The sequence below is a fragment of the Agrobacterium salinitolerans genome (genome assembly GCF_002008225.1).
GTDB classification, from domain to species: domain Bacteria; phylum Pseudomonadota; class Alphaproteobacteria; order Rhizobiales; family Rhizobiaceae; genus Agrobacterium; species Agrobacterium salinitolerans.
Window position 1 is genome coordinate 77,344 of record NZ_MRDH01000038.1, and the last position, 14,960, is coordinate 92,303.

At 59.0% G+C, this 14,960-nt stretch carries 14 protein-coding genes, 1 tRNA gene and 1 pseudogene; 4 read left to right on the plus strand and 12 right to left on the minus strand.

Annotated elements, in window-relative coordinates:
- Nucleotides 1–68: 68 nt before the first annotated feature.
- Nucleotides 69–3,120 (minus strand): annotated as a pseudogene (locus BS627_RS22710) (sensor histidine kinase); the annotation flags it as partial.
- A 218-nt stretch (nucleotides 3,121–3,338) separates the two neighbouring features.
- Here BS627_RS22710 and mscL point away from each other — a divergent pair.
- From mscL to galE, 3 genes are all read left to right on the plus strand, one after another.
- On the plus strand, nucleotides 3,339–3,767 hold the full coding sequence (gene mscL / locus BS627_RS22715; protein WP_077985413.1) for a large conductance mechanosensitive channel protein MscL: 429 nt from the start codon (nucleotides 3,339–3,341) through the stop codon (nucleotides 3,765–3,767).
- A gap of 151 nt (nucleotides 3,768–3,918) precedes the next feature.
- On the plus strand, nucleotides 3,919–5,085 hold the full coding sequence (locus BS627_RS22720) for a pyridoxal phosphate-dependent aminotransferase (RefSeq protein ID WP_077985414.1): 1,167 nt from the start codon (nucleotides 3,919–3,921) through the stop codon (nucleotides 5,083–5,085).
- Nucleotides 5,086–5,412: 327 nt separating this feature from the next.
- Complete coding sequence (gene galE, locus BS627_RS22725; RefSeq protein ID WP_077985415.1) at nucleotides 5,413–6,444, plus strand: UDP-glucose 4-epimerase GalE; 1,032 nt, start codon at nucleotides 5,413–5,415, stop codon at nucleotides 6,442–6,444.
- A gap of 12 nt (nucleotides 6,445–6,456) precedes the next feature.
- On the opposite strand, the gene BS627_RS22730 is transcribed toward galE, so the two are convergent.
- The 10 genes from BS627_RS22730 to BS627_RS22775 form a co-directional block, all read right to left on the minus strand.
- Nucleotides 6,457–7,293, minus strand: coding sequence for a DUF6030 family protein (locus BS627_RS22730; protein WP_165691366.1), 837 nt, complete (start codon nucleotides 7,291–7,293; stop codon nucleotides 6,457–6,459).
- A 146-nt stretch (nucleotides 7,294–7,439) separates the two neighbouring features.
- Nucleotides 7,440–7,667: a DNA gyrase inhibitor YacG gene (yacG, locus tag BS627_RS22735; RefSeq protein WP_077985416.1), complete on the minus strand. Its 228-nt coding sequence runs from the start codon at nucleotides 7,665–7,667 to the stop codon at nucleotides 7,440–7,442.
- A gap of 3 nt (nucleotides 7,668–7,670) precedes the next feature.
- A complete protein-coding gene (locus tag BS627_RS22740; protein ID WP_077985417.1) occupies nucleotides 7,671–8,294 on the minus strand; it encodes a Maf-like protein in 624 nt (207 codons plus the stop codon).
- Nucleotides 8,295–8,327: 33 nt separating this feature from the next.
- Nucleotides 8,328–8,546 carry a translation initiation factor IF-1 gene (infA, locus tag BS627_RS22745; RefSeq protein WP_003503453.1) on the minus strand — a complete coding sequence of 73 codons (219 nt, stop codon included), beginning with the start codon at nucleotides 8,544–8,546 and terminating at the stop codon, nucleotides 8,328–8,330.
- Between the two features lie 143 nt (nucleotides 8,547–8,689).
- The gene (locus tag BS627_RS22750) at nucleotides 8,690–9,178 is read right to left on the minus strand and encodes an arsenate-mycothiol transferase ArsC (protein WP_077985418.1); all 489 of its coding nucleotides are present in this window, start codon (nucleotides 9,176–9,178) and stop codon (nucleotides 8,690–8,692) included.
- A gap of 2 nt (nucleotides 9,179–9,180) precedes the next feature.
- Nucleotides 9,181–9,654 (minus strand): UPF0262 family protein, encoded by a 474-nt coding sequence (locus tag BS627_RS22755; RefSeq protein ID WP_004432477.1) that lies wholly within the window; start codon nucleotides 9,652–9,654, stop codon nucleotides 9,181–9,183.
- Nucleotides 9,655–9,657: 3 nt separating this feature from the next.
- Nucleotides 9,658–10,956: a histidinol dehydrogenase gene (gene hisD, locus BS627_RS22760; protein WP_077985419.1), complete on the minus strand. Its 1,299-nt coding sequence runs from the start codon at nucleotides 10,954–10,956 to the stop codon at nucleotides 9,658–9,660.
- Nucleotides 10,957–11,089: 133 nt separating this feature from the next.
- Nucleotides 11,090–11,530, minus strand: a complete 441-nt coding sequence (locus BS627_RS22765) for a DUF2948 family protein (RefSeq protein ID WP_077985420.1) — start codon at nucleotides 11,528–11,530, stop codon at nucleotides 11,090–11,092.
- A gap of 114 nt (nucleotides 11,531–11,644) precedes the next feature.
- On the minus strand, nucleotides 11,645–12,937 hold the full coding sequence (murA, locus tag BS627_RS22770) for a UDP-N-acetylglucosamine 1-carboxyvinyltransferase (protein ID WP_077985421.1): 1,293 nt from the start codon (nucleotides 12,935–12,937) through the stop codon (nucleotides 11,645–11,647).
- 101 nt (nucleotides 12,938–13,038) lie between these two features.
- Nucleotides 13,039–13,305, minus strand: coding sequence for a hypothetical protein (locus BS627_RS22775; RefSeq protein ID WP_077985422.1), 267 nt, complete (start codon nucleotides 13,303–13,305; stop codon nucleotides 13,039–13,041).
- 155 nt (nucleotides 13,306–13,460) lie between these two features.
- Here BS627_RS22775 and BS627_RS22780 point away from each other — a divergent pair.
- A tRNA-Thr gene (locus tag BS627_RS22780) sits at nucleotides 13,461–13,535 on the plus strand.
- A 188-nt stretch (nucleotides 13,536–13,723) separates the two neighbouring features.
- Here the strand turns inward: BS627_RS22780 and BS627_RS22785 are convergent.
- On the minus strand, nucleotides 13,724–14,665 hold the full coding sequence (locus BS627_RS22785) for a flagellin N-terminal helical domain-containing protein (protein ID WP_077985423.1): 942 nt from the start codon (nucleotides 14,663–14,665) through the stop codon (nucleotides 13,724–13,726).
- Between the last annotated feature and the right edge of the window lie 295 nt (nucleotides 14,666–14,960).

Genomic DNA, 14,960 nt, shown 5'->3' on the forward strand with positions numbered 1-14,960 from the left:
GCGATCGCTGGCTGCGGGACCGATTGTCCCGCCATCGGTTTTGGCCGGTTCGAGGCGGTCCGCTTCGCGCGGCAGGTGAATGCGGAAGGTCGTGCCTTTCCCGGGGGTGGAAATCAGCTGTACCGGATGGTGCAGCATGCGCGACAGCCGGTCGACGATGGAGAGGCCGAGCCCGAGGCCGGATGCCGTTTTGGCGCCTTCGTCCAATCGGGCGAATTCCTTGAAGACGGTGCGAAATTTGGATGAGGGGATGCCGATACCGGAGTCCGTCACCTGAATGACCACTTCGCCGCCCCGGCGGCGCGCACCGACGATCACCTTGCCCCTCAACGTATATTTGATGGCATTGGAAACCAGATTTTGGATCAGACGCCGCAGCAGATTGGGATCGGAGCGGACCGTGAGCGAGGTCGGCATGACGACAAGGTCGAGGTTCTTCTCCTGCGCCATCGGTGCGAAATCGGTTTCGATGCGTTTCAGCAACTCATTCAGCGGCACCGATGTCATGCGGGCCTTCATCGAGCCGGTGTCGAGGCGGGAAATATCGAGAACCGCACCGAGAATGGTTTCGACCGATTCCAGCGCCGAATCGATATTGTGGACGAGATCGCTTTCTCCCGATGCGCCAAGCCGCTCGACCAGAGAGGAAGAATAGAGGCGGGCGGCATTCAGCGGCTGGAGAATATCGTGGCCGGCGGCGGCGAAAAACCGTGTCTTGCCGATATTCGCCTCGTCGGCGGATGCCCTCGCTTCCGCCAGTTCGCGGTTGACCCGGGTAAGCTCCACGGTTCGCTCCGCCACGCGCTGCTCCAGCGTCTCGTTTGCCTGTTTCAGCGCCTGATCGCTCGCCACACGCTGGGTAATATCGGTGAAGGTGGCGACGATGCCCTTGTCCGGCATGGTGTTGGAGCGCACTTCGATGATGCGTTCGCCGCCCGCCAGCACCAGCGAGAAGGGCAGGTCCATGGTCAGGAAGCTGGTAATCAGCTCATTCGTGTCGCCGTCAGGCATGTCGCCGCGTTCCTGCAGCATCGAAACGATATCCGTGAGCGGTACGCCCACCTGCCCGAATTGCTCGGGCAAATCCAGAAGGGTGCGGAAGCGCCGGTTCCAGATGGTCAGCTGCTGCGAACTGTCGAAAACCGCAATGCCCTGATCCATCTGGGCCAGCGCCGTCTGCAACATGTCCTGATTATATTGCAGGGCCTCGCTTGCCTGGTCGAGCAGCCATGCCGTGTCGGCGCTGGTGTCTTCCGCCTTCTGAAGAATGATCGAGAGCACAAGGCGGGCGGAAGAGGAGCCGATGGCGCTGCCCAGCAGCTGTTCGGAGAAATGGATCAGCGCCATATCCGCCGGCTGGTCGTCATTCAGTTTCCTGCCCGCCGTCTTTTCATAGGTGGCGAGTGACCGCAGCATGCGCTCCTCGCCGAGATAACGGGCGACCGCGCTTTTGAGATCGCCGACGCTGACACGGGTTTTCCAGCCGCGCGTGGCGAATTGCGATTTGGAGTGGCGCTTGACGAAGATGCCGGACTGGATGCGCTCCACCGGCCTCGGATTGCGCGAAAGCGAGCCGAGCACAAAGGCAAGGCTGTTGACGAGCAGGCTGAGAATGGCCGCATTCACGAATGGATCGGCTTCAGGCCCGTTGAACACCGTGCTGCCGGAAAACAGGAAGCCGAGAATATTTGCGGCGACTTCGGAATTATCCGGTCCGCCGAAGCTTGGCAGGAACAGCAGATAGGCCCAGACGAAAAAACCGGAAGTCAGCCCGGCGATTGCGCCGCGCGCATTGGCGCGCCGCCAGAACAGCCCGCCGAACAAAGCAGGGGCCATCTGGGCAATGGCGGCGAATGCGAGAAGGCCGATGGAGGCGAGGCCCGTGGCGCTGTCGGCGGCGCGATAATAGCCATAGCCCAGAAGCAGCACCGCAAAGATTGCCGTCCTGCGGATGTTGAGCAGCGTCTTGGCGAAGTCGTCCCGGTGCGGCGAACGGTTCAGCAGCTTCTGCCGCAGGAAGATCGGCATGACGATATCGTTAGAAATCATGATCGATAGGGCCACCGAAGCGACGATCACCATCGCAGTCGCCGCCGAAAATCCACCGATGAAGGTGATCAGCGACACCACCGGCATCTGATGATTGAGCGGCAATTGCAGCACGTAGAGGTCGGCGTCGCCATTGGCGCCGAGCGTAAGAATGCCGGCCAGCGCAATCGGCAACACGAAGATATTGATCGCGACAAGGTAGAGCGGCAGCAGGAACCCCGCCATGCGCAGCTCTTGCGGCGTGCGGTTTTCAACCACGGTAACGTGGAACTGGCGCGGCAGCAGGATGATGGCGAAGCAGGAAAGCAGCGTCATCACGACCCAGCGGCTGACGGGCGTGTGATGGGATATGGCCCGCATGGCCTGTTCGTTGTCGGAGGCCAACTGCCACAGATGCACGGGGCCGTCGAAAAGCACGAAGAGCACATAAAAGCCGACGGTGCACATGGCGACAAGCTTGATCAGCGATTCCATCGAAATCGCCAGAATGAGCCCGTCCTGATGTTCGGTGGCATCGGTGTGGCGGGTCCCGAACATCACGGCAAAACCCGCCATGACAATGGTGACGACCAGCGGCAGATCGAGGAAATAAAGATTGCCGCTGCCAATGCCGTAATCGCCGGGATCGACCATCGTCGCGACCGAGCTGGAAACGGCTTTCAGCTGCAGCGCGATATAGGGAATGGCGCCGACGAGAGCGATGATGGCGACGATCATCGCCACGGTGGAGTTCTTGCCGTAACGGGCGGCAATGAAATCCGCAACGGACGTCAGCTTTTCCGTTTTCGCCAGTTCGACGATGCGGCGGATGATCGGCATGCCGATGGTAAAGGCAAGGATCGGACCGGTATAGATGCCAAGAAATTCCAGCCCCCTGTCTGCCGCGAGCCCCACTCCGCCGAAATAGGTCCAGGAGGTGCAATAGATCGCCAGGCTGAGCGCATAGACGAACGGGCGCCCCTTGTTCGGAGCGTTTCTCTTACGGCTCTTCCTGTCCCCATAGCTTGCAACCGCAAACAGCAGCAGGACGTAAGCGAAGGCCGAACCGAATATGATCCACCCAGGAAGCACGCATCCTCCCCATGCAGGAATTCCTTGATATGAGCATAGGCGAATTCTTCGCCGTTGAGAATGAGCGCGGTCTGAGCATAAAGTTCAAGGTGAGCGTGCAGAAAAGCTAATAAATGCAATCCCGCGGATTCCAAATGATGCCCGGACCTTATATGGTTCCATCCGTAGGGACAGTCACATAGCTTCAGCTCGCGAAGCAGGAGAGAGGGACAATCTGAATGCTTAACGAATTTAAAACCTTCATTGCCCGCGGCAATGTCATGGATCTGGCCGTGGGTGTTATTATCGGAGCGGCTTTCAGCAAGATCGTCGACTCCGTCGTCAACGATCTCATTATGCCTATTGTTGGCGCGATCTTCGGCGGTTTCGATTTTTCGAACTACTTTCTGCCGCTGAGTTCCAATGTCAACGCCACGTCGCTCGCCGCCGCCCGCGATCAGGGCGCCGTCTTCGCCTACGGCAACTTTCTGACGGTCCTCATCAACTTTCTTATTCTTGCCTGGATCATTTTCCTGATGGTCAAGGGCGTCAACAAGCTTCGTGATTCCGTTGAACGCAAGAAGGTAGAGGAAAAGCCGGCAGCTGCCCCGCCGCCGGAAGACGTCAGGCTCCTGACCGAAATCCGCGATCTTTTGAAGACGCGCTGATCCGGTTACGCCCGCCTTTATTCGCCGGCCTGTAGTGGCCGGCGGATTCCCGTTAGCGCCGATCCATAAAGAAAATCCATGATCGCCTCACGGAATATCATGCACATGGCTGGTTCGATGCGATAAGAAGGCACCAAACGGAGTGTCTTTAATGTCCATTTTGAACAGTCTGAGTGCGCGCTCTCTGGCGGCTCCCGAGAGCGGCATCGTTGAAGTCGTGAATTATGCCCGGGGGCGGGACAATCTTCTGCCGTTGTGGGTCGGCGAGGGCGATCTGCCGAGCCCGGATTTCATCAATCAGGCCGCCATCGATGGGCTGAAAAATGGCGAAACCTTCTACACCTGGCAGCGCGGCATTCCCGAGTTGCGCCAGGCGCTGAGCCGTTATTACGAGCGGCATTTCGCAGCGTCGCTGCCGCCGGAGCATTTTTACGCGACCGGTTCCGGCATGCAGGCTATCGTGCTTGCCGTGCAGGCGCTGACCTCGCCCGGTGACGAAATGGTCTATCTGTCTCCGACATGGCCGAATATCGTCGCCGCCATTGGCGTGGCGGGTGCGAAGGCCGTTCCGGTCGGTATCGATTTCCGCGACGGCCGCTGGGATCTCGATATCAACAGGCTGGAAAGCGCGATCACGGATAAGACGAAGGCGCTTTTCATCAATACTCCTTCCAATCCCACCGGCTGGACGGCGACCCTCGACAATCTTCGTGATGTTCTGGCGCTTGCCCGCAAACACGATCTGTGGATCGTCGCCGACGAGATTTATGCGCTTTATCACTATTCCGGCAGCCGTGCGCCATCCTTCCTTGATGTCATGGAGCCGGACGACAAGATCGTCTTCGCCAATTCCTTCTCGAAGAACTGGTCCATGACCGGCTGGCGCGTCGGCTGGCTTGTCGCCCCGCCTGCCATCGGCCAGGTGATCGAGAATCTCATTCAATATTCCACCTCAGGCGTGGCGCAATTCATGCAGCGCGGCGCGGTCGCCGCCCTCGATCACGGCGATGGTTTCGTCCGCGAGAATTACCAACGCGCTTTGACCTCCCGCAACATTCTCTGCGATGCGCTCATCGCGACGAACTGTGTGGAAACCCTGAAGCCCGACGGCGCTCTCTATGCCTTTCTCAAGATAGACGGCGTGACGGACAGTCGGGCCACCGCGCTCGATATCGTCGACAAGACCGGGGTCGGTCTTGCGCCCGGCACGGCCTTTGGCCCGGGAGGGGAGCTGTTTCTCCGCGCCTGCTTCCTGCGCAACCCCAGGCAGATGGAAGACGCGGCCGATCGGCTGGCATCCTATATCCTCGGCAGGTAAGCGTCGGCTTTCCGTGCCAGGGTTTTCCCTGCCGTGCCGGGATCGCGCTGCGGTAGGGAAATCGACAACAAAATCACAGCGAAGGCCTAAAACTGCAACCCCACGGCGCAACCATCGACGTGGGGCGTTTTCTGTGATATGCGCTCCTTGTTCCATTTATGAGAACATTTTCACTAATAAATAAAAAGCACTTCATTGCGCTAACCAATCGTAAGCCACCTTTTTAATGGGGCGGTGGATTGGCCGCGTATTCGCTGTGCAAGTAATCAATGATGAAGAATTATTGGCTTTGATGAGCTCAAGAAAAGCAAACAGGGAAGTAGTGTCATGGCTGTTCTGGTCACGGGTGGGGCCGGTTATATAGGAAGCCACATGGTGTGGGCTTTGCTCGACGCCGGGGAAGAGGTCGTTGTTGTCGACCGGCTTTCAACGGGGTCGCGCTGGGCTGTTGCGCCTGCGGCGCGTTTTTACCTGGGCGATGCGGCGGACCGCGCCCTGCTCGACCAGATTTTCGAAGAAAACCGGATCGAAACCATTTTCCATTTCGCAGGCTCTGTCAGCGTTCCTGAATCCATCAGCCAGCCGCTCGAATATTACGAAAACAATACGGGCACGACCCGCGCCCTCGTCGCTGCGGCGGTGAGCCATGGCATTCGCAATTTCATCTTCTCCTCGACAGCCGCCGTTTATGGAAACCAGCCCTTTGATGGTCCCGTTCCTGAAACCGCGATCCTCAGCCCGGAAAATCCTTACGGCCTGTCGAAGCTGGCGTCCGAAATCATGCTGCGCGATGTCGTGCAGGCGCATGATTTCAACTATGTGGCGCTGCGTTATTTCAATGTCGCCGGAGCCGACCCGCAGGGCCGCGCCGGGCCTTCGCCCACGGGCGTTGCGAACCTCATCAAAGTCGCCTGCGAAACGGCAAACGGTCGTCGCGACCGGGTGGACGTTTACGGAACGGATTACCCGACCGCCGATGGCACCGGTGTTCGCGACTATATTCACGTCAGCGACCTGATCGACGCACATATGCTGGCCATGGCGCATCTGCGTGCCGGTGGCGGCACCCGCACACTCAATTGCGGTTATGGCGTCGGTTATTCGGTTCTGGAGGTCCTGCAGGCTGTGCAGCGGGAATCGGGACGCGATTTCCCGATCATCCATTGTCCGCGCCGCCCGGGCGATATTGCGGCCATGGTGGCGGATTCGTCGCGTATCCAGTCGGAACTGGGCTGGCGTCCCCGTTTCAACGATCTGGCGACAATCGTTCGCACGGCGCTTCAGTGGGAGGCCAAACGCCAGACCCTGCAAAGCGACAGGATTCCGCCGGTGCGGCGCAAGCTGGCTGCAATAGGCTGAGCGGCCTTCGCCTTACCGTACACGGTCTTTCTTGGCGGAAGCATAGATCGCCGGCCGATCCGGTGGAGCGGCTGGGCTAAGCCAGCGATCCCGGTCGAAGAAACTGCGTGTCAGCTTCAACCCCGGCGATTGTTCGCTTGCGAGCAAAATCACGTTCAGGCGGTGCGGCGCCGTTGGTTCCGGTTTTATGGAAACCGAAATACCGAAATGTTGTGCCTGATAGGGCTGCATCCGGCGTGCCGGCTCAAGCATGTCCGCCAAATCGGCCCAGCGTGTCTGTCCGATAATCATGGCGACCGCTTCATCGAGCTTTGTCAGAACGGCCGCTCCGTCCGGTGTCTTGGGCGCAACGGCCTTCATCCTGATGGAGCGAATTTGTCCCGAGGCTTGCCCCCTTATTTCGAGAAAGAGCGATGCCCGCTCGGCCGGGTCTGATGCGTTTCCTGCCGCAAGATCGGCCATGCATTCGAAATTGCGGATGTTGACCGGGCTCGCGTGCCAGCCTTGGGGGTTGGAAAAACCTGCGGCAGTAATGCGGTCGCAAAGCTCCTTGCCGGAAACAACGAAATCGCGGGCAAAAGATGCCCTGTCGCCCGCTTGCTCGAATTTCAGCAGGTGGGGCGGCAGAGAGACTTTTGGGGCAACCGGTTTCTGCCGTTTGACGGGCTTCATCTTCGGCGGTGGCTCCACGGAGCCTGTTGTGGATGCCAGATTGAGATAAATCAGCAGGCTTTTGAGATGTTTCCTGTCATTGGCCAGCAGCACCGTTGCGCCGATGGCAAGGCAAACGGCCAGCACCGCAAACAGCAGCGCGCCATGGCTCACTCTCTTCTGCAAGCCCGCGTCCATCGCAAGACCTCAAGGCTGGCGGGGAGGGCGTCAGCCGGTTCTGATATGGCTTTTCGGGCCGTTGGTAGCCCGGTGAATATTTGGTTCGAGCGGTCGCTCTGAAAATTTTATGCAATTCACTGCCGAAGTTTCCGGCGATGCGGGTCCTATTCGGCGTTATTCTTGCCGCCGTCCTGTCCGCTGGCGCTGCTTTCATCGTCCGCAACCGGAATGGCGTAGGAGCCGTTCAGCCAGCGGGCGAGATCAAGCGAGCGGCAGCGATCCGAACAGAAAGGATAGTCTTCGCGTGTCGAGGGCCGCCCGCATTCAGGGCATGGCTGGGATTTGCGAAGCGGGGTGACGGTTCCGGCGCCTTCAGTGGTGGACTTTGCCATGGCCTATCCTTCAAGCCAGCCCGAAGTCACTTCAAATCCTTCTCCAGAAAGAAGCGACATGGTTTCGTAAAGCGGCAGGCCGACGACATTGGTATAGGAGCCGGTTAGTTTCTGTACGAATGCGCCGGCAATGCCCTGGATACCATAAGCTCCCGCTTTGCCGCGCCACTGGCCCGAGGAGATGTAAGCCTCGATCTCGCGCGTGGAGAGGCGCTTGAAGCGCACCTTGGTCTCCGCCACCTTCTGCCGGATTTTGCCACCGGGGGTCACAAGACAGATGCCGGTATAGACCCAATGGCTGCGCCCCGAGAGAAGATGCAGCGCCGCGGAGGCCTCTTCCGTATATTCAGCCTTGCCGACGATGCGGCGACCGACGGCGACCACCGTATCGGATCCCAGGACATAGGCGTCTTTCCATGCCTGCTCGTTCTTCAGCGCCGTCTGCGCGGCTTCCGCCTTCTGCAATGACAGACGGCGGCAGAGCGTGCGCGGGTGCTCGAGCTTGGCCGGCGTCTCGTCAATATCCATCGGCATCAGACGTGCAGGCTCGATGCCGATCTGATGCAGCAGCTCCAGACGCCGCGGCGAGCCGGATGCCAGAACGAGCTTTTGTTTTGAATTGGTCATTGCGCTGCCCGGGCGTCCGATGCGGAAAGTGGATTACTTGAAGCGATAGGTGATGCGGCCCTTGGTGAGGTCGTAAGGCGTCATTTCGACCAGCACCTTGTCGCCCGCCAGAACGCGGATACGGTTCTTGCGCATGCGGCCCGCCGTGTGGGCGATGATTTCGTGGTCGTTCTCAAGCTTCACGCGGAATGTTGCGTTCGGCAGCAATTCGGTTACGATGCCCGGGAATTCAAGGACTTCTTCTTTTGTCATGTAAGGGTTTTCTTCCTGTTGATAGTGCCGGACATATCGAGTCCGGGAAAATTGCGCGGAAACTACACAATCCCGGCACATTTGTGAACCTCTAAAGCATCGGCTTGGAAATCGCGATTGATTTTAACAGGCCGAGGCAGTTTTCAGTCTTTTGAAAGCGTATCCGCCACCGGCTGCTGCCGCCTCGGCAGTCGTTCCGAGATCAGCTTAGCCAGATGGTCCCGTACCTCGCGATAGGCGTCGAGGATCTGCTCGCGCGTGCCTGTGATCACCGTCGGGTCCATGGTCGGCCAATAGACCACATCGAGAGAATTCGAGCGCGTCAGCTCCAGTGCGGCGTGATGGGCTTCGGGTGTTAATGTAATGATCAGATCGAAAAAATCATCCTCGATCTCATCAAGAGTGCGTGGTTTGTGCTTGCCGAGCGAAAAACCCTGCTCTTCCAGTACGGCATCCACGAATGGATCGCGCTCGCCCGCCCGCACGCCTGCGGACTGGATGTAGATGCCGGGCGCCACCAGCCGTTTGGCGATGACCTCCGCCATTGGAGAACGGATGGAGTTCATGCCGCACATGAAGAGGACCGATTTGGGCGGTCGCCCCTCGTTTGGTGCTGCGGCAGGATCGATCATCTCTAACCCCGCCAATAAAGCACACAGACAAGGGTGAAGAGGCGGCGCGCCGTGTCGAAATCTATCCTGATCTTGCCCGAAAGCCGGTCCATCAGCGTCTGCGAGCCGTCATTGTGAATGCCGCGCCGGCCCATGTCGATAGCCTCGATCTGGCTCGGCGTAGAGGAGCGGATCGCCTCGTAATAGCTTTCGCAGATCAGGAAATAATCCTTGATGATGCGGCGGAACGGCGTCAGCGACAGAATATGGGTCGCGACATCCTTCTCGTCTTCGGTGCGGATTGAGAAAACCAGCTTGGCATCGACCAGCGATATATGCAGCCGATAGGGGCCGCCATCATGGCCGAAGGGTTCGAAGCTGTTTTCTTCAATCAGATCGAAAATGGCGACGGCGCGTTCATGCTCAACGTCGGGCGTGGACCGGCCGATGCTGTCGTCCAGTACCACGTCGCAGAGCCGGAAATCGCCTGAAGCCATCGCTTAACTTTCCGGATTGAGGCGAATGGAGACCGAACGCGCATGCGCATCCAGTCCTTCCGAATGGGCAAGGGTAATCGCCGCGGGCGCAAGCTGTCGCAACTGCTCCGGCCCGAGCCGCAGGATCGACGTGCGCTTGACGAAATCCAGCACCGAAAGTCCGGAGGAGAAGCGCGCCGACCGCGCCGTCGGCAGCACGTGGTTGGAACCGCCGACATAATCGCCGATTACTTCGGGTGTATGACGCCCGACGAAGATTGCTCCCGCATTGCGGATGTTGGCCATCAGCGCATCCGGGTCATCGACGGCAAGTTCCAGATGCTCGGCGGCGATGCGGTTGGCGAGCGGAATGGCGTCGGCGAGATTTTCGACCAGGATGACCGCGCCGAAATCTGCCCAGCTTGCCGCCGCCGTCTCGGAGCGTGACAGGCGCTTCAACTGCCGCTCGACAGCCGCTTCAACGGCCTTGCCGAGTTCGGCGTTGTCGGTGATGAGGATGGACTGCGCGCCGCGATCGTGCTCCGCCTGCGCCAGAAGATCGGCGGCCAGCCAGTCAGGGTCGTTATCCTTGTCGGCGATGACAAGCACTTCGGAAGGCCCGGCGATCATGTCGATGCCGACGGTGCCGAAGACCTGGCGTTTTGCGGCCGCCACATAGGCATTGCCGGGGCCGACGATCTTGGCGACCGGCGCGATGGTTTGCGTGCCATAGGCAAGTGCGGCCACAGCCTGCGCGCCGCCGATGCGATAGATTTCCTCGACGCCCGCAATACGCGCCGCAGCCAGCACCGCCGGATTGACCGCGCCGCCATTGGCCGGCACGACCATGACGATGCGCTCCACACCGGCAACCTTTGCCGGCACCGCGTTCATCAGGACGGAGCTTGGATAGCTGGCGGTACCACCCGGCACATAAAGGCCGACGGCCTCGATGGCGGTCCAGCGCGAGCCGAGGCCTACGCCGATCTCGTCCTCGTAGATGTCATCCTTCGGCATCTGCCGTGCATGGTGTTTTTCGATACGACGGGCGGCAAGTTCAAGCGCCTCGATCACGCTGCTGTCGACGGCGGCAAAGGCCGCGTCGATTTCATCCGCCGTGACACGCATCGAAACCTTAGTGAAATCGATGCCGTCGAATTTCTGGGAATAATGGGCAAGGGCCGCATCGCCGCGATGGCGGACATCGTCGATGATGTCGCGAACGGTTGCGTTGACGTCTTCGGAAACTTCTCTCTTGGTTGTCAGGAAGGTCGCGAATTTCTGTTCGAAATCAGCCGATGCCCGCTCCAGCCAGATTGCCACGCCATTACCCTTTCATAGTCCCCGCGGGTGGACCCGCGAGGTGCACGAACTCACCGCAGAAAAATTGCGGCTCTGGTATGTGGCATAAATCGAAACGGTGACGAAAGGCAACCGTTGCAATGGCGCGGTGTGCTTATTCGCTGTCTGGATGATGCGGTTTGGCAGCCGTTTCCCATGCGCCGCTCACATCGGTCAATTGCGCCTCGATGCATTCGACATCAAGAGCGATGGTGCCGCCGCCGGAAAGCGCCAGTTCCACAAGGCCATCAGGGCCTTCGCCGTTTGGTTTGAAGCGCATCGCAAGAAGCGAAAGCACCTGCTCCCTGTCGGCAAGATTGATTGACTGCGAGCGAACGGCAGAGACGCGTTTCAGGAAAACGACGCTGCGGCAGCGTTCCGGCGGCAGGTTCTTTTGGTCAGTGCTTTCCCAGACGAAACGGTTGGCGGAAAGCGTGAATTGGCCATGCTTCGGCTCGAAGGCGACATCCTTCAGCTTGAAGACACTGTCCTGCATATGCGTCGAAATGACGGAGAGATCTTCAGTATCCAGCGCGAGTAATTTCAGGCCGCTCATCTTTTTCTTCCTTCTTCTGCGGTGCGGACCGCTATTTCCATGACTTACATTGGAAATAGGCAGTCCGGGCCCACTCTGCAACGGGTAGAAAACGGATGAGCGGCGAAGACAGGATCAATCGCTGACGCGTTCGACCAGCGCACCGCAGCGGTTGAGCTTTTCCTCAAGGCGTTCGAAGCCGCGATCCAGGTGGTAGACGCGCGACACCATGGTTTCGCCTTCCGCCACGAGGCCGGCAATGACCAGCGATACGGAAGCGCGCAGGTCGGTCGCCATGACAGGCGCGCCCTTCAGGCGGGAGACGCCTTCGATGCGGGCCATCTGGCCGGAAAGCGAAATCTTCGCACCGAGACGGGCGAGTTCCTGCACATGCATGAAGCGGTTTTCAAAGATGGTTTCGGTGATGTGGGAGACGCCCTGCGAACGGGTCATCAGCGCCATGAACTGTGCCTGCAGGTCGGTGGGGAAGCCGGGGAAAGGTTCGGTGACGATATCGACCGGCTGGATACCGTTGCCGTTGCGCACGACGCGAAGGCCGGTCTCCGTCTCGCTGATCGTGGCGCCTGCAAGCCTGAGCGTGTCGAGCGCGTTGTCCAGCAGCGCTGCGCGCGTGCCTTCCAGCACCACGTCACCGCCGGTCATTGCCACTGCCATGGCATAGGTGCCGGTTTCGATACGATCCGGCAGAACGCGATGGCGCGCGCCGGAGAGAGAGGTAACGCCTTCGATGGTGATGGTGGAGGTGCCGGCGCCTTCGATCTTCGCACCCATGGCGATCAGGCACTGGGCCAGATCGACCACTTCCGGCTCGCGCGCGGCGTTGTGGATGACGGTGGTGCCGCGGGCAAGGCTTGCCGCCATCAGCATCACATGTGTCGCGCCGACGGAAACTTTCGGGAAGGTATAGACAGCGCCGATCAGGCCGCCCTTGGGAGCGGTGGCGTTGATGTAGCCGCCATCGATCTCCATCGTTGCGCCGAGCGCCTGCAGGCCCTCGATGAACAGGTCGACCGGGCGCGTGCCGATGGCGCAGCCGCCGGGCAGCGAAACGCGGGCGCGGCCCTCACGTGCCAGAAGCGGGCCGATGACCCAGAAGCTTGCGCGCATCTTGGACACCAGCTCGTAAGGTGCGGTGGTATCGACAATGGTGCGGCAGGTGAAATGCACAGTGCGGGAATAGGCCTCGCCCTGGCTTTCGCGGCGACCGTTGACTGAAATATCCACGCCGTGATTGCCGAGAATGCGGATGAGCTGCTCCACGTCAGCCAGATGCGGGACGTTTTCGAGCGTCAGAGTATCGCTGGTCAGAAGCGATGCGATCATCAACGGCAAGGCGGCGTTTTTTGCGCCGGAGATGGGGATGACGCCGTTGAGCTTGTTGCCACCCGTAATTCTGATGCGATCCATGCGTCCCTACGGGCCTGTGCCCGCCTTTCTATCGTGCCTTGCGGAAAGGCGTGTCCTTAGACCAGTTTCCGCGGCGTTTCAATTTTATGCTGGTGAATTCTCTATGAGGATGATTCGTCCGTTTTTGCGGCAGGCAGGCCAATCGTCTGGTCTTCTTCGCCTGCGCGGCGCGCACGAACCTGCTGTTTGCGCTTCAAAAGATTTTCACGAAGCTTCTTGGCCGCGCGCGCCTTGCGCTCCGCCTCGCGCTGTCGTGCCTTTTCGCCCGGCCCCGCCTGAAGCTTGCCATCGGTCTCCGGGACGGATGCCTCCGCGGAAGCACCGGCGGAAAGCGCTGCCTTTGCCTGTTTGTCATGATGTTCGTTCATAGAATGAGCAATATCTGAAAAATGCATTTTTCAACAGGGGGCACGCTTTTTTGCCCCGCTTGATGAAGAATATCGTTTTGCGACTTGCGCTCGTCAAAAACCTATGGCAATAGGCCGCCACGCTTGATGCTGAAGCAAATGCTTCGGCACCGGATGCTGCTATAGCTCAGGGGTAGAGCACTCCCTTGGTAAGGGAGAGGCCGAGAGTTCAAATCTCTCTAGCAGCACCATTTCTCTCCAAAGTTTCAAATGTTTACATGGTTGTTGAACCTGTCGCCTGCGGCTGCATGATCCATGCGTGTGCCACGCAGTTTGCGGCAAATGGAAAACCGCGCCCCTTGCGAAGCGCGGTTTCCACATCCGAATATTCTGTTGCTGCCAGAGCGGGACGAAACCGCCCGTAGCCAACGGGCGCCGCTTACTGGCGGAATAGCGACAGGATATTTTCGGAACTGGTATTGGCGATGGAGAGCGACTGGATGCCAAGCTGCTGCTGTGTCTGAAGAGCCTTGAGCTTGGTGGATTCTTCGTTCATGTCCGCATCGACGAGACGGCCGATGCCCTTGTCGATGGAGTCGGTGAGTTTTGAGACGAAGTCTTCCTGCAGACCGATGCGCATCTTGATGGAACCGAGAGCGGCGGATGCGCTGCTGATCGACTGAAATGCCGTTTCGACATCGGTGAGAAGGTTCCCGATAGTGTAGGTCGGCGGCGTTGCAGAATTGAAGAGCTTGAGATCGATATTCCATACGGAAATGCCGGACGCCGTGCCGGGCTGGCCGATGATGCCCTTTGTCGTGTCAAGCGTTGCGGGAGAGCCGGTCAGGCCGAAAAGCACATTGGCGGTTGTTGTGCCGGCGGTGGTGTCGACAAGCGTATAGTCCGTTTTCGTGACGCTGACGGTGCCGGCGCCATCGCGCACAAAACCGGAAACGACGGTCTTGGCGCCGGTGCCCAGCAGCCAGTTTTCGCCACTGAAAGATGCGCCCTGTGCAATCGATTCGAGCTGTTTTTTCAGCTGGTCGATTTCTTCCTGGATTTTGGTCTTGTCGACACCCTCTTCGGTTGCCGCGACGATTTTCGACTTGATTTCCTTGACGACTTCGACGGTGCTTTCCATCGCGGAATAAGCGACATCGACCTTGGCGGCGCCAAGCCCCAGCGCATCCTGAACGGCGGACAGAGCCATGTTATCGGAACGCATGGTCGTCGCGATCGACCAATAGGCGGCGTTATCGGAGGCCGATTTTACCCGCAGGCCCGAAGAGACACGGGATTGGGTTTCTTCGAGCTGGCCGCTGATGGCGCGCAGGGTTTGAAGCGCCGACATGGCAGCGACATTCGTGATAATGCTTGTCATAATTGCCCCTCTGAGCTGGCTAAATGGGAAGGGACATTCCGGGATCGCCGGAAACGACTGAGCGGCGTGATGCCTGTTAACCTCTTTTTCGTCTTGGTTAACGAGTCGTTTCGATGCGCTGATTTAGCCGTGATTTGGTTAATGAACTCTTAATCTAGAAATCTCTCAATTTTTCGGGGCCATTGGACAAACAAAAACCGCGCCTTTCGGCGCGGTCAGACCGCTGACAAACCCGTCGATATTTTCGGCGGGTTTTTTCTTTTTCGGGATGATGACGTTTTGTTGTGGTCTTTTA